A 19,205-nucleotide genomic window follows, 5' to 3' on the forward strand; every position below is an offset into this window, starting at 1 on the left:
TGATTACCAGCCGCGCTCCTGCATTCTGTTTTCAGGAAGCAGTGTTGAGATCTCGATGCCTTTCATTGCCGTTCCAAGACCTTTAGAAAGGCTTGCAATCAACTCATAATCTTCAAAATGAGTTGTTGCTTCAACAATCGCACGTGCAAATTTAGCAGGATTTTCTGACTTGAAGATACCAGATCCGACAAATACTCCGTCAGCACCAAGCTGCATCATTAGAGCAGCATCTGCAGGTGTTGCCACTCCGCCTGCTGCAAAGTTAACTACCGGAAGGCGTCCTTCATGTTTAATTTGAAGAAGAAGCTCATAAGGCGCACCTAACAGCTTCGCTTCTGTCATCAGCTCGTCTGTGCTCATGCTTGCGATTCTGCGTACTTGTCCATTTACTTTGCGCATGTGGCGGACAGCCTCAACAATGTTGCCTGTTCCCGGCTCGCCTTTTGTGCGGAGCATAGAAGCTCCTTCTGCAATACGTCTTGTCGCTTCGCCTAAATCACGGCATCCGCAGACAAACGGTACAGTGAAGTCGCGCTTGTTCAAGTGATATTCTTCATCAGCAGGAGTCAATACTTCACTCTCATCGATATAATCAACACCCATAGCTTCTAATACGCGTGCTTCTACAATATGTCCGATGCGCGCTTTTGCCATAACAGGAATGGATACTGCTCCCATAACCGCTTCAACAATTGTCGGATCTGCCATGCGGGCAACTCCGCCTGCTGCGCGGATGTCCGCAGGAACGCGCTCAAGCGCCATAACGGCAACTGCGCCTGCTTCCTCTGCAATTTTAGCCTGTTCAGCGTTCACAACATCCATGATGACGCCGCCTTTTTGCATTTCTGCCATGCCGCGCTTTACGCGGTCAGTACCTGTATTGTTCATTCTATATCCCCCTCGTAATAGATAAAAATTGATCTAGCACATATAGCTTATTCTAAACTAAGTTATCAAAAAATCCTATCAAAATTAACGGAATAATAGTAACATTTCAAACAAACGGCTGTCATATTTCCTTTAAAAGAAATTATTGTAAAAAAAGAGATTTGCCCGATTTGAGCAAATCTCTTTCCTTTAAAACCAGCCAGTTACGGTATCTGTCACTGTGCCCCATAATCCTGCAAAGAATCCTCCGATTCCTCTCATGGAAAGGACAAACCAGTTCGCTTTCTCAACGCTGCTCTTTGTGACAAGGTCAACGCTTGCTTCGCTTTTTTCTTCAAGGAAACCAAAATCCTGGCCTTCACCGCTGTATTGAACGGTCATAGAGCCGATCTTTTCGCCTTTTTTCACCGGCGCCTGGACTTCATTTTCAGCATTAACTTTCTTCTCATCAAAAACGTAGCTTGGCTTGTACGCATTTTTTTCGCCGTTTTTAACAACTAGAGACAACGGCTCATTTGTTGCAACAGCCACTTCTTTTTCTTTTCCTTTCACAACAGAAAGGTTTGATTTGTCTTTGATTTGATAGTTTTCAGGATATACTTCTTCCATCTTGAAGTTATTGTACGCATAATCAATCATCTTTTTTGTTTCTTTAAAGCGCGGAGTGTGAAGTCCGTCGCTGCCCTGTGCATTTAAAACAACCGTAATGACACGCATGTCATTTCGTTCAGCTGTAGCAGTGAAAGATGAACCTGCAGATTTCGTGGAACCCGTTTTCAGGCCGTCAACGCCTTCTGTTTCAAAAAGAAGGCCTTCAAGCATCCAGTTCCAGTTATCCATTTTAATCGCATCATCTGTTCCTTCTCTGAAGGTTTTTCTTGGAATGCTTGCTGTTTCAAGCACTTCCGGATAGTCATTAATGAGTTTTTGTGAAAGAAGAGCCATGTCGCGTGCTGACATTTTGTTTTCAGCATCTGCACTCGTTCCTTCAGGATGCTGTCCAATCAGGTCTCCATTATCAAGACCAGTTGAGTTTACAAATTCATAGTTTTTAAGACCAAGATCTTTCGCTTTTTCATTCATCAATTTAACAAAATTCGATTCAGATCCTGCTACAATTTCAGCAAGACCGATCGCTGCACCGTTTGCAGAGTAAATGCTCATTGCTTCAAAGAGTTCTTTTACATTGTATGTACCGTCTTTTCGCAATGGAACATTTGAGAGGCTGCGGTTTTGGGAGATGCTGTAAACATAGTCACTCGGTGTATAGGTTTGATCCCACTTGATTTTTCCTTCGTTTACAGCTTCAAGAACAAGGTATTCTGTCATGATTTTTGCCATACTTGCGATCGGCAGAAGCTCATCGGCATTTTTGCCGTACAGGATCTTTCCTGTAGATGCCTCTACTAAAATGGCTCCTTTTGCATTTACTCCAACTGGATCGTTCTCTGCCGCTTTTGCTCCTGTACCCGGCAATACTGCAGTCACTGCCAGAACAGCCGCAAGAAAAACAGACAGCAGGCATTTTACTTTCATGTTGCTCAACTTCATAACCTCCACCGTTTTTTATCTATTTTTTTATTCAATAATTGACCTTATTTACAAACAACAAAGTCGATTTTATCACACTATGATTAAAAAAAATAGACAGAGTCTGAGACTCTGTCCTAAAGATTGAACATTGTATTACATTTCAGGTCAAACGGCCTAAAAATCTTATGATAACGAGTAGTTAGGTGATTCTTTTGTAATCTGAACATCATGCGGGTGGCTTTCGCGGAGACCTGCGCCGGTCATGCGGACAAACTGGGTGTTTTCGCGAAGCTCTTCAAGATTGGCTGTTCCGCAGTAGCCCATGCCTGAGCGGATGCCCCCGACAAGCTGATAAATCGTATCTGAAAGAGGTCCTTTATAAGGCGTTCTGCCCTCAATGCCTTCCGGAACAAACTTCTTGTTGTCTTCCTGGAAGTAGCGGTCCTTGCTTCCTTTTTCCATGGCGCCGACAGACCCCATGCCGCGGTAGACTTTAAAGCGTCTGCCTTGGTAGATCTCTGTTTCGCCCGGGCTTTCAGATGTTCCTGCAAGAAGGCTTCCGAGCATAACAGCATGTCCGCCTGAAGCAAGTGCTTTTACGATGTCGCCTGAATATTTAATGCCGCCGTCTGCGATAATAGTAATGCCGAGGTTTCTTGCTTCTGTCGCACAGTCGTATACAGCCGTGATCTGAGGAACACCTACGCCTGCAACAACACGTGTTGTACAGATTGATCCAGGTCCGATTCCGACTTTTACAACATTCGCTCCGGCTTCAGCAAGAGCTCTTGTCGCTTCTGCAGTCGCCACGTTTCCTGCGATTATGTTCAGTTCAGGGAATTCGCTTCTGATTGTCTTGACCATGTCGAGAACGCCTTTTGAATGACCATGTGCCGTATCAACTACAATCGCATCAACATTGGCTTCCACAAGTTTTCTAACGCGGGTCATCGTATCTGACGTAACACCTACGGCTGCACCTACAAGAAGGCGGCCATGTTCATCTTTTGCAGAGTTTGGGAACTCGATGACTTTTTCAATATCTTTAATCGTGATTAATCCTTTTAAAACACCTTCATCATCAACAAGAGGAAGTTTTTCGATTTTGTGTTTTTGAAGAATGCTCTCTGCATCCTTTAACGTTGTTCCGACAGCTGCCGTTACAAGGTTATCTTTTGTCATAACCTCTGAGATCTTGATGGAGAAATCCTGAATAAAACGCATATCCCGGTTTGTAATGATGCCGACAAGCTTTTGCTCATCTTCATTGTTGACGACAGGAACACCTGAAATGCGGTATTTTCCCATCAAATGCTCCGCATCATATACCTGGTGGTCAGGAGTTAAAAAGAATGGGTTTGTAATAACACCCCGTTCAGAACGCTTTACCTTGTCAACCTGTTCTGCCTGCTGCTCAATGGACATATTTTTGTGGATGATACCCATGCCGCCCTGCCTTGCCATCGAAATCGCAAGCTGAGCTTCCGTCACCGTATCCATGCCTGCACTGATAACCGGAATATTAAGCTTAAGAGTCGGTGTTAAGCTGACACTTAAATCTACATCCCTTGGCAGTACTTCAGATTTAGCCGGAACAAGCAATACATCGTCAAACGTCAAACCTTCTTTAACAAATTTACTTTCCCACATCATGAAATCCCCCTCTTTACGGCAAAATATTATTAGTAGATTAACAACTTGCCTACCCACTGTCAAGAACAGGTAAAAGAGTTTAAAAATTTCGACAATAAGGAGGTCTGCAAAGTGACTGCAGCAAACGCGTGGAATCAGCTTAAATCCTACCAAACAACAGAAACGGTCCAAAAATTCCTGGAAAAATGTTATCAAAAATCCAGCCAGTCACTGCCGGCAGAACTCTCTTATCAAAACAGCTACCCGTTTGTGTATCATCTGAAGCATGCAGAAAACTTTTATCTCTCAGCTGAAAACGCGTCACTGCCCGTAAAGCCCATGCTGCTTTTCTACGGAATGGCCCAGCTCATAAAGGCCTGCATCCTGACAAAAGATCCGGAATACCCTGCTGCATCCTCTGTCCTTGCACACGGAGTATCTTCTCGCAAACGCAAAAAACAGCACTACCGTTTTCTGCAGGACGAAGTGAAAATACAAAGGAACGGCCTGTTTGCCCATGCTGCCTCCCACCTTTACAGCCTTCAGCACGTGGAGAATGACAAGTACTCCATGCACGAGCTTTTGAAAAGAGTGCCAGAGCTCGGTGATCTGTTTAAAATGCATAAACAAAAAGACGTAAATATCGAAATTCAGGTGGACAATCAACACATTCATCTTCCGAAAGATGCGGCAGTTTCCTTTCACATGACACCGGAGAGGATGACTGACTACTTGCAGCATCACTTTCAGCTTGATAAAGCCGGTGAGACAGATGAGGTTATCTCATTGCTTCTGCCGGGGTCTTTTAACGCTTTCAGCAGCCCGCCCTTCTTATATAACCAGCAGACGTGCACGTACAGTCTGCCGGCATCGCTGAATGATCTGGCCGGTCTGCCTGAGTTTCTTGCGCACTATCTCCTGCTGTACAATCTAAGCATGATCTCAAGATATGAAACAGAGTGGTGGTACGAACTGATGCTCAGCCATTCCCAGGATGACTATGTCTTCATCGTCCGTTTCCTTGAAGCCACAAAGGATAAAATCCCACGGATGGCACTGACCTTTTTGAATCAGATGCGGGAGCAGAGTATGTAGGGGTATGTTCCAAGCTGCTTGGTTACCCTCAGATATCGTTTTACAGTTTGGAGGGTACGATTGCAGGCTTTGCATATACTCTGATATCGTTTTACGGTTTTGCAGGGTACGATTCGGGCGGTTGCTTACCCTCGGATATCGATTTACGGTTTTACAGGGTACGATTCGAGACTTTGCTTACCCTCTAATATCGATTTACGGTTTTACAGGGTACGATTCGAGACTTTGCTTACCCTCTAATATCGTTTTACGGTTTTTCAGGGTAAGATTCGGGCGGTTGCTTACCCTCGGATATCGATTTACGGTTTTACAGGGTACGATTCGAGACTTTGCTTATCCTCTAATATCGATTTACGGTTTTACAGGGTACGATTCGGGTGTTTGCTTACCCTCTAATATCGTTTTACAGTTTTACAGGGTACGATTCAGTTGATTGATTAATTTCACTCATTATTTCTGGCGCAAATACCCTTGCCCAGGTTAAATTTACCTACATCCTATTCTTTTCCGAACAACAAAAAAGAACAGCATCTCTGCTGTCCTCTTTTCTGCGTGCCTGGCAACGTCCTACTCTCACAGGGGGAAACCCCCAACTACCATCGGCGCTGAGAGCTTAACTTCCGTGCTTCGGCATCCGGCCTGCGATGAGCTTCGCATCTCTTCGTCAGCTTCACTCGTTCAGATCCTCACGTACATTCGTACGCTCCGGTCTTCTCTCCCTCGCTTCCTCGACCTGCTCGCTCCTCCCAACCCTCCGGATAGAAGTCGAACAGCATTCCTGCTCACCCTTCCCAAACCCTCCCGGGTTTAAGGATTCTCTTTTTATGAAAACGAAAAAAAGAACAGCATCTCTGCTGTCCTTTTTTTTGCGTGCCTGGCAACGTCCTACTCTCACAGGGGGAAACCCCCAACTACCATCGGCGCTAAAGAGCTTAACTTCCGTGTTCGGCATGGGAACGGGTGTGACCTCTTTGCCATCATCACCAGACAATATGCATTTTGTTGAAAGAGTTATTCTTTCAAAACTGAGTAACGTTTGATAACAAGATTCACGTGCAATTTACGCTTAGTTAGACTGTGGTTAAGTCCTCGAACGATTAGTATCTGTCAGCTCCACACGTCACCGCGCTTCCACCTCAGACCTATCAACCTGATCATCTTTCAGGGTTCTTACTCACAAATGTGATGGGAAATCTCATCTTGAGGGGGGCTTCATGCTTAGATGCTTTCAGCACTTATCCCTTCCGCACATAGCTACCCAGCGATGCCTTTGGCAAGACAACTGGTACACCAGCGGTGCGTCCATCCCGGTCCTCTCGTACTAAGGACAGCTCCTCTCAAATTTCCTGCGCCCACGACGGATAGGGACCGAACTGTCTCACGACGTTCTGAACCCAGCTCGCGTACCGCTTTAATGGGCGAACAGCCCAACCCTTGGGACCGACTACAGCCCCAGGATGCGATGAGCCGACATCGAGGTGCCAAACCTCCCCGTCGATGTGGACTCTTGGGGGAGATAAGCCTGTTATCCCCGGGGTAGCTTTTATCCGTTGAGCGATGGCCCTTCCATGCGGAACCACCGGATCACTAAGCCCGACTTTCGTCCCTGCTCGACTTGTAGGTCTCGCAGTCAAGCTCCCTTGTGCCTTTACACTCTGCGAATGATTTCCAACCATTCTGAGGGAACCTTTGGGCGCCTCCGTTACATTTTAGGAGGCGACCGCCCCAGTCAAACTGCCCGCCTGACACTGTCTCCCAGCCCGGTAAGGGCTGCGGGTTAGAATTTCAATACAGCAAGGGTAGTATCCCACCAATGCCTCCACCGAAGCTGGCGCTCCGGCTTCCAAGGCTCCTACCTATCCTGTACAAGCTGTACCAAAATTCAATATCAGGCTGCAGTAAAGCTCCACGGGGTCTTTCCGTCCTGTCGCGGGTAACCTGCATCTTCACAGGTACTATAATTTCACCGAGTCTCTCGTTGAGACAGTGCCCAGATCGTTACGCCTTTCGTGCGGGTCGGAACTTACCCGACAAGGAATTTCGCTACCTTAGGACCGTTATAGTTACGGCCGCCGTTTACTGGGGCTTCGGTTCAAAGCTTCGCTTGCGCTAACCTCTCCCCTTAACCTTCCAGCACCGGGCAGGCGTCAGCCCCTATACTTCGCCTTGCGGCTTCGCAGAGACCTGTGTTTTTGCTAAACAGTCGCCTGGGCCTATTCACTGCGGCTTTTCAGGGCTATTCACCCTAAAAAGCACCCCTTCTCCCGAAGTTACGGGGTCATTTTGCCGAGTTCCTTAACGAGAGTTCTCTCGCTCACCTTAGGATTCTCTCCTCGCCTACCTGTGTCGGTTTGCGGTACGGGCACCTCTCACCTCGCTAGAGGCTTTTCTTGGCAGTGTGGAATCAGGAACTTCGGTACTAAATTTCCCTCGCCATCACAGCTCAGCCTTATATGGGAAGCGGATTTGCCTACTTCCCGGCCTAACTGCTTGGACGCGCATATCCAACAGCGCGCTTGCCCTATCCTCCTGCGTCCCCCCATTGCTCAAATGGTGAGGAGGTGGTACAGGAATATCAACCTGTTGTCCATCGCCTACGCCTTTCGGCCTCGGCTTAGGTCCCGACTAACCCTGAGCGGACGAGCCTTCCTCAGGAAACCTTAGGCATTCGGTGGAGGGGATTCTCACCCCTCTTTCGCTACTCATACCGGCATTCTCACTTCTAAGCGCTCCACCAGTCCTTCCGGTCTGGCTTCGACGCCCTTAGAACGCTCTCCTACCACTGTTCGTAAGAACAGTCCGCAGCTTCGGTGATACGTTTAGCCCCGGTACATTTTCGGCGCAGAGTCACTCGACCAGTGAGCTATTACGCACTCTTTAAATGGTGGCTGCTTCTAAGCCAACATCCTGGTTGTCTAAGCAACTCCACATCCTTTTCCACTTAACGTATACTTTGGGACCTTAGCTGGCGGTCTGGGCTGTTTCCCTCTTGACTACGGATCTTATCACTCGCAGTCTGACTCCCGAGGAGCAAGTCTTTGGCATTCGGAGTTTGACTGAATTCGGTAACCCGATGAGGGCCCCTAGTCCAATCAGTGCTCTACCTCCAAGACTCTCATACTCGAGGCTAGCCCTAAAGCTATTTCGGAGAGAACCAGCTATCTCCAAGTTCGATTGGAATTTCTCCGCTACCCACACCTCATCCCCGCACTTTTCAACGTGCGTGGGTTCGGGCCTCCATTCAGTGTTACCTGAACTTCACCCTGGACATGGGTAGATCACCTGGTTTCGGGTCTACGACCACGTACTAATTCGCCCTATTCAGACTCGCTTTCGCTGCGGCTCCGTCTCATCAACTTAACCTTGCACGGGATCGTAACTCGCCGGTTCATTCTACAAAAGGCACGCCATCACCCGTTAACGGGCTCTGACTACTTGTAAGCACACGGTTTCAGGATCTTTTCACTCCCCTTCCGGGGTGCTTTTCACCTTTCCCTCACGGTACTGGTTCACTATCGGTCACTAGGTAGTATTTAGCCTTGGGAGATGGTCCTCCCGGATTCCGACGGGATTTCACGTGTCCCGCCGTACTCAGGATCCACTCTGGAGGGAACGAAGTTTCGACTACAGGGTTTTTACCTTCTATGACAGGCCTTTCCAGGCCGCTTCATCTACCCCGTTCCTTTGTAACTCCGTATAGAGTGTCCTACAACCCCAAGAGGCAAGCCTCTTGGTTTGGGCTGATTCCGTTTCGCTCGCCGCTACTTGGGAAATCGCATTTGCTTTCTCTTCCTCCGGGTACTTAGATGTTTCAGTTCCCCGGGTCTGCCTTCAGTACCCTATGTATTCAGGTAAAGATACTGTTCCATTACGAACAGTGGGTTTCCCCATTCGGAAATCTCTGGATCAAAGCTTACTTACAGCTCCCCAAAGCATATCGGTGTTAGTCCCGTCCTTCATCGGCTCCTAGTGCCAAGGCATCCACCGTGCGCCCTTCATAACTTAACCAAAATTGGTCAATCGTTTGTTTAGACTGTAAAGTCTAAGAAAATCACTATGGTAAGCGTAAATCTCAGTGAATTACTTGTTATCAATTACGTTATCCAGTTTTCAAAGAACAACTTTCTTGGTGGAGCCTAGCGGGATCGAACCGCTGACCTCCTGCGTGCAAGGCAGGCGCTCTCCCAGCTGAGCTAAGGCCCCGTATTAAAGAGATGGTGGGCCTAAATGGACTCGAACCATCGACCTCACGCTTATCAGGCGTGCGCTCTAACCAGCTGAGCTATAGGCCCATCTCATATAAGGATAAAAGAGACGATTGCGACGAACAAAAAAGCACGCGCATGACGTTCTCGCTTACTTGTAAAGTAAACTTCCTATTTAAATGGAGAACAAAGTTCTCTCAAAACTAAACAAAAACCAAAAGCGACCTCATATCCTTAGAAAGGAGGTGATCCAGCCGCACCTTCCGATACGGCTACCTTGTTACGACTTCACCCCAATCATCTACCCCACCTTAGGCGGCTGGCTCCTTGCGGTTACCCCACCGACTTCGGGTGTTGCAAACTCTCGTGGTGTGACGGGCGGTGTGTACAAGGCCCGGGAACGTATTCACCGCGGCATGCTGATCCGCGATTACTAGCGATTCCAGCTTCATGCAGGCGAGTTGCAGCCTGCAATCCGAACTGAGAATGGTTTTATGGGATTGGCTAAACCTCGCGGTCTCGCAGCCCTTTGTACCATCCATTGTAGCACGTGTGTAGCCCAGGTCATAAGGGGCATGATGATTTGACGTCATCCCCACCTTCCTCCGGTTTGTCACCGGCAGTCACCTTAGAGTGCCCAACTGAATGCTGGCAACTAAGATCAAGGGTTGCGCTCGTTGCGGGACTTAACCCAACATCTCACGACACGAGCTGACGACAACCATGCACCACCTGTCACTTTGTCCCCCGAAGGGGAACCTTCTATCTCTAGAAGTGGCAAAGGATGTCAAGACCTGGTAAGGTTCTTCGCGTTGCTTCGAATTAAACCACATGCTCCACCGCTTGTGCGGGCCCCCGTCAATTCCTTTGAGTTTCAGTCTTGCGACCGTACTCCCCAGGCGGAGTGCTTAATGCGTTAGCTGCAGCACTAAAGGGCGGAAACCCTCTAACACTTAGCACTCATCGTTTACGGCGTGGACTACCAGGGTATCTAATCCTGTTCGCTCCCCACGCTTTCGCGCCTCAGCGTCAGTTACAGACCAGAGAGTCGCCTTCGCCACTGGTGTTCCTCCACATCTCTACGCATTTCACCGCTACACGTGGAATTCCACTCTCCTCTTCTGCACTCAAGTTTCCCAGTTTCCAATGACCCTCCCCGGTTGAGCCGGGGGCTTTCACATCAGACTTAAGAAACCGCCTGCGCGCGCTTTACGCCCAATAATTCCGGACAACGCTTGCCACCTACGTATTACCGCGGCTGCTGGCACGTAGTTAGCCGTGGCTTTCTGGTCAGGTACCGTCAAGGCACCGGCAGTTACTCCGGCACTTGTTCTTCCCTGACAACAGAGTTTTACGATCCGAAAACCTTCATCACTCACGCGGCGTTGCTCCGTCAGACTTTCGTCCATTGCGGAAGATTCCCTACTGCTGCCTCCCGTAGGAGTCTGGGCCGTGTCTCAGTCCCAGTGTGGCCGATCACCCTCTCAGGTCGGCTACGCATCGTTGCCTTGGTGAGCCATTACCTCACCAACTAGCTAATGCGCCGCGGGCCCATCTGTAAGTGACAGCCGAAACCGTCTTTGAATGTCAAACCATGCGGTTTGACATAGTATCCGGTATTAGCTCCGGTTTCCCGGAGTTATCCCAGTCTTACAGGCAGGTTGCCCACGTGTTACTCACCCGTCCGCCGCTGACCTCCGAAGAGGTCCGCTCGACTTGCATGTATTAGGCACGCCGCCAGCGTTCGTCCTGAGCCAGGATCAAACTCTCCGAAGAAAATTTGTGACTCATAAATGTTGCTGACTTAAAAAATTTAAAACGTTTGGTACGCTTTTGGTTTTGTTTAGTTTTCAAAGAACTTTTTGTGTCGTTTCATCTCGAAGCGACCTAATCAGTATATCACTCTAAAGCCCATTAAGTCAATAACATTTTGAAAATGTTTTTTTGCTAAACTCGCTTATGTAGTGGCTTTCTTACTGACTTTTAGAATTATATCAGTATTCTTTTAAATAAGCAATAAAAAAAGAGCAAAAAATTGCTCTTATAGTATTTCTTCTATATATAGCTGTCTGTATTCTTTTAGAGCAATCATTTCCCCGCTGTCCTGAAGCTTCACAAGAGGTCTTGCAGGCTGGTGATCTTCTATAAAGACAATTTCTGCTGTTCGCCCATCAGACAGCCTGACGATTGTCCCGCTGCTGAATGTCAGCAGTCCTTTTCTCAATGATTTAAGAGCTGAGAGGTCAAATCTGCCAAACTCATCTTCCATCAGCTGCTCTAGAACGTGAAATGGAGACTGGCGGTCTCTGTACGGCCTGCTGCTGACCATGGCCTGATAGGCGTGGGCAAGCGCTGCAATCCTCCCGTAAGGATGAAGCTGGTCTCCTTTAGTGCCGAGGGGATACCCGCTTCCGTCCATTCGTTCATGATGCTGCAGGACGCCGATTTTGACAGCTTCTTTTAAAGATACAATGTTTTTGAGCATTTTATAGCTGTGTACAGGATGCTGTTTGATTTCGTCAAATTCTTTTGCGGTCAGAGCTCTTTTTTTCTGAATAAACCCCTGATCAAGCTTAGTCAGTCCGCAGTCGCAAAGCAGTCCTGTCATTGCAATCTGAATCACGTCACCGTGCGGGAAGCCTGAAGATTTGGCGAGGCTTGCGCTAAGAAGCGCCGCTGATACAGATTGATGGTAGAGATAGTCTTCTTCTCCTGAATATCCGGTTGTTTTAAACACTTCTGACGGGTGTTGCAGGATATGTTCCACAGCAGGAATCAGAAGATTTCTAACCTTTGAGATGTCAACTGAAGCACCTGAATGCCAGTCCGCATACAGTTTTTTAAAGCCATTGACTGCAGCATGGTAGACAGTCCCAAACGGGGTAACAGACTTGTCCGCCGGAACGTTTTTGTCCTGCTCGGTCTCGCTGGATGATTCTATTTCTACTGTCTCTATTAAAAATGCATGCAAAACATCGATCAGTTCCCGTTTAAGGACAGTATGTTTCCGCATAAGCGGTTTACCCGATGCTGAAAGAACATCCTTCAGCAAGATGTTCCCCTCATTTATCTGATTGATATGGACCCTCACATGAATCCCTCCCAACCTGATTATAACCCAATCTTTTTAGAAGGATATGGATTTATTGAATAAAAAAGACAGAAAAAAAGTACAGCTTAAGCTGTACTTTTCCTCCTTATTCTTCAGTGCCTGATGGATCTTCCGGCGGTGCTTCAGATTCAGGATCCTGAATCTGTTCTTCTGTCAGATCCTCTTCAGGTTCCAGTTCTTCTTTTTCCACTACCGCTACTGTTGCAACGTGTTCTTCGCCACCAAGCTTAATCAGCTTGACGCCCTGTGTGTTTCGTCCCGTTGTCGAGATGCTGTCAATCGCCATCCGGATCAGAACGCCGCTTGCTGTAATCAGCATCAGGTCCTCTTCTCCCGTTGAAGGCTTAACAGATATGACAGTTCCGTTCTTTTCGGTTACATTACATGTTTTAATCCCTTTTCCGCCGCGGCTTTGCACGCGGTATTCAGCTGCAGGCGTCCGCTTGCCGAATCCGTTTCGCGTGACAGTCAGAACGTCTGCGTCCTCTTCCAGGATCTCCATGCCGACAACTTCGTCATCCGCATCAAGCGTAATGCCTTTTACACCTGTAGCCGTCCGGCCCATTGAGCGGACGTCTGTTTCAGGGAAGCGGATCAGCATTCCCTTTTTCGTTCCGATCATGATGTGTTTCGTTCCGTCCGTCAGCCTTACCGAAATCAGCTCATCTGCTTCGCGCAGATTGACAGCAATCAGGCCGCCTTTTCTGATGTTGGCAAATTGAGAAAGGGGAGACCGTTTTGAGATTCCTTCTTTCGTTGTGAAGAAGAGTGACCAGTCATCTGCAAATTCTGAAACAGGAATGATGGCATTGACCCATTCCCCTTTTTCAATCTCAAGCAGGTTAATGATCGGCAGACCTTTTGCCGTTCTTCCGTACTCAGGAATCTCGTAGCCTTTTGTACGGTAAACCTTTCCTTTGTTCGTGAAGAACAGAATCGTGTCATGGGTTGAGGTTGTGAGCAGATGTTCGACGAAATCATCTTCATTCGTGCCCATTCCCTGAATCCCCCGTCCGCCCCTTCTCTGGCTTCGGTATGTCGAGATTGGAAGTCTCTTGATATAGCCGTTGTGCGTCAGCGTGATCACGATGTTTTCAACAGGAATTAAGTCTTCGTCTTCAATCATTTCGATGCCGCCGGTTACAATCTCCGTACGGCGCACATCATTGAAGCGCTCCTTAATTTCTTCCAGCTCCTCGCGGATGATTTCAAGAACTTTCTCATCATCTGCAAGAATCGCCTTCAGTTCTGCGATCAGTTTAACAAGACTCTGGTATTCTTCTTCAATCTTTTCGCGCTCAAGTCCAGTTAAGCGCTGAAGACGCATATCAAGAATAGCCTGTGCCTGTTTTTCAGAAAGAGAGAAGTTGTCCATCAATCCCTGTTTAGCGATATCTGTTGTCTGCGAGGCACGGATAAGTGCGATCACTTCATCCAGATGATCAAGTGCAATCCGGAGTCCTTCCAGGATATGCGCACGCGCTTCCGCTTTGCGCAGCTCAAAGGCTGTGCGGCGGCGGATAATCACCTTTTGATGGTCCAGATAATAGACAAGGAACTGCTTCAGGTTCAGAACCTGAGGCTGTCCTCCTACAAGGGCAAGCATGTTGATGCCGAAGCTTGTCTGAAGAGCCGTCTGTTTAAAAAGATTGTTCAAAAGGACATTTGAATTTGCATCTTTGCGGACTTCAATGACAATACGCATGCCGTTTCGGTCTGATTCGTCCCTTAAGTCAGTGATGCCTTCGATCTTTTTGTCGCGTACAAGCTCTGCAATTTTCTCGATCAGCTTCGCTTTGTTCACCTGATAAGGAAGCTCTTTAACGATAATGACTTCCTTGCCTGATGCTTTTTGTTCAATTTCAACTTTTGCTCTGATGGTGATCGATCCTCGGCCGGTCTCATACGCTTTGCGAATGCCGCTTCTTCCGATAATCTGTCCTGCAGTAGGGAAGTCCGGGCCCGGAATGATTTCCATAAGCTCCTGTATGCTCACTTCCGGATCTTTGCTGACAGCAAGCACCCCGTCGATGACTTCTCCAAGCTGATGAGGCGGAATGTTTGTCGCCATGCCGACAGCAATCCCCGCTGCTCCGTTTACCAGAAGATTAGGGAACCTTGAAGGAAGCACGACAGGTTCACGTTCAGACCCGTCATAGTTGTCCTGATAATCGATGGTGTCTTTGTTAATATCGCGGAGAAGCTCCATCGCGATCTTCGACATGCGGGCTTCTGTATAACGCATCGCTGCCGCACCGTCACCGTCAACTGAACCAAAGTTCCCGTGACCGTCGACAAGCATATAGCGGAAGTTGAAATCCTGTGCCATCCGGACCATAGAGTCGTAAACGGCGCTGTCGCCGTGCGGATGATACTTCCCGATTACTTCACCGACGATACGTGCAGACTTTTTGAACGGTTTGTCCGATGTCATGCCAAGGTCATTCATCGCGTAGAGAATCCGGCGGTGAACAGGCTTCAGGCCGTCACGAACGTCCGGAAGAGCGCGCGAAACGATAACGCTCATCGCATAATCGAGAAAAGAAGAACGCATCTCGTGACTGATATTAATCTCTTTCACGTTAGGTGTTTTGTTTTCTTCCATGAGTTGAACCTCCCTAATCTATCTAGCTCCATAAAAAACGGGAGTTAAAAGTTTTTGTAATGATGTTCATGCTGAAATATATAAGACCTTAAATATGTAAGTCTTTCCGATAATTGAATAATAGCCTACTCTCCATTATATCAATAAACCTATGACATTACACGTCAATTTCATAGAAATATCCCGAAAAACCGAATAATCCCTGCCTTTTCGGCAGGGATCACAGTTCTTTTACTCTTATTTTTCAAATAAGGCGGACCTTGCTTAAAACTTCTGCTCCAGCCCTTAGTTTTTAACTGATTTATTGCGTGCAATCATTGCGATCGCTGCAGAGGCTAAGATAAATCCGAATACAGCCCACATAATGACGCTGCTGTTTGACTGGCTCATGCCGCCCATGCCTGTTTTCGGCATGTCAGAAGGCTTTTGCCCTTCAAACTTTTCAGGGAACTGGTCCGTAATGGCACCTGACAGGGCCTGGCCTACTCCGAACATGTGCGAATACGCAACATGGATATTTTCATAGGCTGCAGGATAGTCTTTTCCTGTGTAGCTGTTAAATGCGGCAAGAAGCTGGTCAACATGCTCTTTGAGACCCGCCTCGAGGTCGGCCGCTTTCAGTCTGCCTTCTGTTGCAGCGTCAAGGAATGCCGCCTGTTCTGCACGGTATGCATCAAGCTCCGCTACCGCTTCTTCCTTCCCGGCTTCATTGTTTTCAGCAGTTGCTGTCACATAGTCAACAAAGTAGCCGATGTGGCTGCTCCAGATTTCTTTAAACTGTGCAGCTCCTTCAGCACCGTAGACAGATTCAACAGCCGCTGTCAGATCATCTGTGTTTTCGTTCAGTGCTGCCGCCGCCGCATCAAAGTCTTTTGCTCCGTCAATTCCTTTTTGCATTGTCAATGCCGCAAGTGCTGCATGTTCAGAAAATACTTGATTTAAATTTGCGCGCAAGTCAGCAGCAGGTGTGTCAGGAGATGTATTTTCAAATTTCTCAGGGAACTGGTCAGTGATGGCCCATGAAAGACCTTTGCCCACTCCAAACATATGGTGCATAGATTCTGTTACATCATCATATGCTTTATCATACTCGCCCGCTCTGTAGCTTTCAAAAGCCCCGATCAGCTGGTCAACGTGAACTTTAAGACCTGCTTCAAGATCTGCTGCTTTCAGGCGGCCTTCTGTTGCTGTATCGAGAAACTTCGCTTGTTCTGCACGGTATTCGTCAAGTTCAGCAAGTGCCTGCTTTCTGCCTTCTTCATTGTTTTCAGCTGTTGCCGTTACATAGTCCACGAAATAGCCGATGTGGCTGCTCCAAATCTCTTTGAATTGATTTCCGGCTTCTTCACCATAAACAGATCCGACAGCTGCCGATAAATCTTCTGTATTCTTATTAAGCTGTCCCGCAGCCGCTTCAAAATCTTCCTTGCCGTCAATGCCTTTTTGCATCGCAACAACCGCTAAGTATGCATGCTCTGAGAGGATTGCATCAAGGGATGCCCGAAGATCAATCGCAGGGTTTGAAACCTCTGCTGATGCCATGCCGCTGTGGCTTCCGCCGTGGCTGCCTCCGTGATCTTCTGCGTTCACTGTTCCAAAAGCCGGAATCAGCAGGGAAAAACTGAGTGGTACAGCAATCAGTGCTTTTTTCATCTTCATGTTATTCTCTCCTTTTATTTATGTTTATTTGACGTTTACATCATGACTAACGGAGAGAATTTAAGCATGGATCATTTATTTTTTTTAAAAATTAAAAAACATCCTGCCCGGATGTTTTTTAAAGAACTTAATAATACGGATAGTACGGGTACGGCGGATAATATGGATAAGGATATCCGTAGCCGTAGCCCGGCGACAGCAGCGCTCCTGTCGCAAGACCGCCGACAAACCCTGTTGCAAACGGAAAGCCGAAGCCCGGTCTCCCGAACCCGAATCCAGGTCTTCCAAATCCGAAGCCTGGTCTTCCAAAGCCAAAGCCCGGTCTCCCGAAGCCTCCTCCAAATCCGAATGGACGCCTCATGTCATATTGCTGATTATTCATTTTCACGCCTCCTGCTTAGATAAGTTGCCTACTTTCTTTACAAAGATATGCAGGGACATGTGAAATGTAGTGGGCTATGACGGAATTTCAGACAAAAAGAAAAGGCAAAGCCGGGATCCGGTTTGCCTTTTTGAACTTAGATATCAAGGTTTTTAACATACTGGGCGTTGCCTTCAATAAAGTTCCGGCGGGGTTCGACTTTGTCGCCCATCAGAATATCAAAGGTTTCATCTGCTTCCATCGCATCTTCAAGGGTAACCTGAAGGAATGTCCGCGTGTTCGGATCCATCGTCGTCTCCCAAAGCTGCTCAGGATTCATCTCACCAAGACCTTTGTAGCGCTGAATTCCAGGCTTAGGAGTTGCAGGCAGTTCTGCCATAAGCTTCTCCATCTCTCTGTCATTGTACGCATATTCAATCCGTTTTCCCTGCTGCACCTTGTAAAGAGGCGGCTGGGCAATGTAGACATATCCGCTTTCGATGATCTGTCTCATGTAGCGGTAGAAAAACGTCAGAAGCAGTGTGCGGATATGGGCTCCGTCAACGTCTGCATCCGTCATAATAATGATTTTATGGTAGCGTGCTTTTGAAAGATCAAAGTCTTCCGCAATTCCTGTTCCAAGAGCCGTAATAATAGTCCGGATCTCGTTGTTGGAAAGGATTTTATCAAGACGCGCTTTTTCTACGTTGATGATTTTTCCTCTAAGCGGCAGAATCGCCTGGAAATGACGGTCGCGCCCCTGTTTTGCAGAACCGCCGGCAGAGTCACCCTCAACGACGTAGAGTTCTGAGATGGACGGGTCTTTAGACGAACAGTCGGCAAGTTTCCCAGGCAGGTTGGAGATCTCAAGCGCACTTTTACGGCGCGTCAGCTCGCGCGCTTTTTTGGCTGCAAGACGCGCTCTTGATGCCATAACCCCTTTTTCAACAATTTTCTTTGCTGTTGAAGGATTTTCAAGCAGGAACTTTTCAAACGCATCTGCAAAGACATTATCCGTTACAGTCCGCGTTTCTGAGTTGCCGAGCTTCGTCTTCGTCTGGCCCTCAAACTGCGGGTCCGGATGTTTAACAGAAATAATGGCTGTCAAACCTTCGCGCACATCGTCACCTGTAAGGTTGGCATCATTGTCTTTAAAAGCGCCGCTTTTGCGGGCATAGTCATTGATGACGCGTGTAAGAGCCGTTTTGAATCCGGCTTCATGCGTTCCGCCTTCATAAGTGTGAATATTGTTGGCGAACGAATAAATGTTGCTTGTATAGGAATCATTGTACTGAAGGGCAACCTCGACTGTAATGCCGTCCTTTTCGCCTTCCATGTAGACAGGCTCTTCATGGATGACTTCTCTTGTGCGGTTTAAATGCTCAACATAGGATTTAATGCCGCCTTCGTACAGATATTCTTTTTTGCGTTTCGTTTCACGTTTGTCTTCAATTGTGATTTTAATATTTCGGTTTAAGAAGGCAAGCTCTCTTAAACGGTTTGCAAGCGTGTCAAAATCATATTCTGTCGTCTCCGTGAAAATTTCCGGATCCGGGACAAAGTGAGTAGTTGTTCCGGTTACTTCTGTTTCGCCGATCACTGACAGGTCAGCAGCAGGCACACCGCGCTCAAATTTCTGATAATGAATTTTGCCGTCGCGGTAAACAGTAACTTCAAGATACGTAGACAGGGCATTTACGACAGATGCACCTACGCCGTGAAGACCGCCTGACACCTTGTATCCGCCGCCGCCGAATTTTCCTCCGGCATGAAGCACGGTCATAATGACTTCAACTGCGGGACGTCCCATTTTTTCATGGATTCCAACCGGAATTCCGCGGCCGTTGTCTTTTACGGTAATGCTGTTGTCTTCTTCAACGATAATATTAATCTCATCGCAGTAGCCTGCAAGAGCTTCATCGATACTGTTATCGACAATCTCCCAGACCAGATGGTGGAGACCTTTCACCGCAGTTGAGCCAATATACATTCCGGGACGTTTCCGGACAGCCTCTAAGCCTTCTAGTACTTGTATCTGGTTTTCATCATATGATTGCTGTTCCATTTGTTTTTGTTCCATCGCCACTATGATCACCTACACTTTTCTTAAGGGCT

Annotated in this window: 9 protein-coding genes, 2 tRNA genes and 3 rRNA genes; 1 reads left to right on the forward strand and 13 read right to left on the reverse strand. The window is 47.5% G+C overall.

Features of this window, described 5'->3' with window-relative positions; translation table 11 throughout:
- Positions 1 to 3 precede the first annotated feature (3 nt).
- The 3 genes from pdxS to guaB form a co-directional block, all read right to left on the reverse strand.
- Positions 4 to 888: a pyridoxal 5'-phosphate synthase lyase subunit PdxS gene (gene pdxS / locus MHB63_08865; GenBank protein ID MEK3806641.1), complete on the reverse strand. Its 885-nt coding sequence runs from the start codon at positions 886 to 888 to the stop codon at positions 4 to 6.
- Between the two features lie 189 nt (positions 889 to 1,077).
- Entirely contained in the window at positions 1,078 to 2,424 is a 1,347-nt protein-coding gene (locus MHB63_08870; protein ID MEK3806642.1) for a serine hydrolase, read from the reverse strand.
- A 180-nt stretch (positions 2,425 to 2,604) separates the two neighbouring features.
- Positions 2,605 to 4,071 carry an IMP dehydrogenase gene (gene guaB, locus MHB63_08875; protein MEK3806643.1) on the reverse strand — a complete coding sequence of 489 codons (1,467 nt, stop codon included), beginning with the start codon at positions 4,069 to 4,071 and terminating at the stop codon, positions 2,605 to 2,607.
- A gap of 114 nt (positions 4,072 to 4,185) precedes the next feature.
- Between guaB and MHB63_08880 the strand changes: the two genes are divergently transcribed.
- On the forward strand, positions 4,186 to 5,148 hold the full coding sequence (locus tag MHB63_08880) for a YaaC family protein (GenBank protein MEK3806644.1): 963 nt from the start codon (positions 4,186 to 4,188) through the stop codon (positions 5,146 to 5,148).
- An 872-nt stretch (positions 5,149 to 6,020) separates the two neighbouring features.
- On the opposite strand, the gene rrf is transcribed toward MHB63_08880, so the two are convergent.
- From rrf to gyrB, 10 genes are all read right to left on the reverse strand, one after another.
- Positions 6,021 to 6,136: ribosomal RNA gene (gene rrf, locus MHB63_08885) — 5S ribosomal RNA — on the reverse strand.
- Positions 6,137 to 6,225: 89 nt separating this feature from the next.
- A 23S ribosomal RNA gene (locus MHB63_08890) occupies positions 6,226 to 9,156 on the reverse strand.
- 119 nt (positions 9,157 to 9,275) lie between these two features.
- Positions 9,276 to 9,351: transfer RNA gene (locus MHB63_08895), tRNA-Ala, on the reverse strand.
- A gap of 12 nt (positions 9,352 to 9,363) precedes the next feature.
- Positions 9,364 to 9,440: transfer RNA gene (locus tag MHB63_08900), tRNA-Ile, on the reverse strand.
- A 151-nt stretch (positions 9,441 to 9,591) separates the two neighbouring features.
- Positions 9,592 to 11,129 (reverse strand): 16S ribosomal RNA (locus MHB63_08905).
- The 16S, 23S and 5S rRNA genes sit together here with 2 tRNA genes alongside, the layout of an rRNA operon.
- Before the next feature lie 265 nt (positions 11,130 to 11,394).
- Positions 11,395 to 12,444 carry an HD domain-containing phosphohydrolase gene (locus tag MHB63_08910; GenBank protein ID MEK3806645.1) on the reverse strand — a complete coding sequence of 350 codons (1,050 nt, stop codon included), beginning with the start codon at positions 12,442 to 12,444 and terminating at the stop codon, positions 11,395 to 11,397.
- Positions 12,445 to 12,550: 106 nt separating this feature from the next.
- Positions 12,551 to 15,070 (reverse strand): DNA gyrase subunit A, encoded by a 2,520-nt coding sequence (gene gyrA, locus MHB63_08915; GenBank protein MEK3806646.1) that lies wholly within the window; start codon positions 15,068 to 15,070, stop codon positions 12,551 to 12,553.
- Positions 15,071 to 15,355: 285 nt separating this feature from the next.
- A complete protein-coding gene (locus tag MHB63_08920; GenBank protein ID MEK3806647.1) occupies positions 15,356 to 16,729 on the reverse strand; it encodes a copper amine oxidase in 1,374 nt (457 codons plus the stop codon).
- A gap of 127 nt (positions 16,730 to 16,856) precedes the next feature.
- Entirely contained in the window at positions 16,857 to 17,111 is a 255-nt protein-coding gene (locus MHB63_08925; GenBank protein MEK3806648.1) for a spore coat protein, read from the reverse strand.
- Positions 17,112 to 17,247: 136 nt separating this feature from the next.
- The gene (gene gyrB / locus MHB63_08930) at positions 17,248 to 19,170 is read right to left on the reverse strand and encodes a DNA topoisomerase (ATP-hydrolyzing) subunit B (protein ID MEK3806649.1); all 1,923 of its coding nucleotides are present in this window, start codon (positions 19,168 to 19,170) and stop codon (positions 17,248 to 17,250) included.
- Positions 19,171 to 19,205 lie beyond the last annotated feature (35 nt).

The organism is Bacillus sp. FSL H8-0547, from assembly GCA_038002745.1.
GTDB lineage: Bacteria > Bacillota > Bacilli > Bacillales > Bacillaceae > Bacillus_P.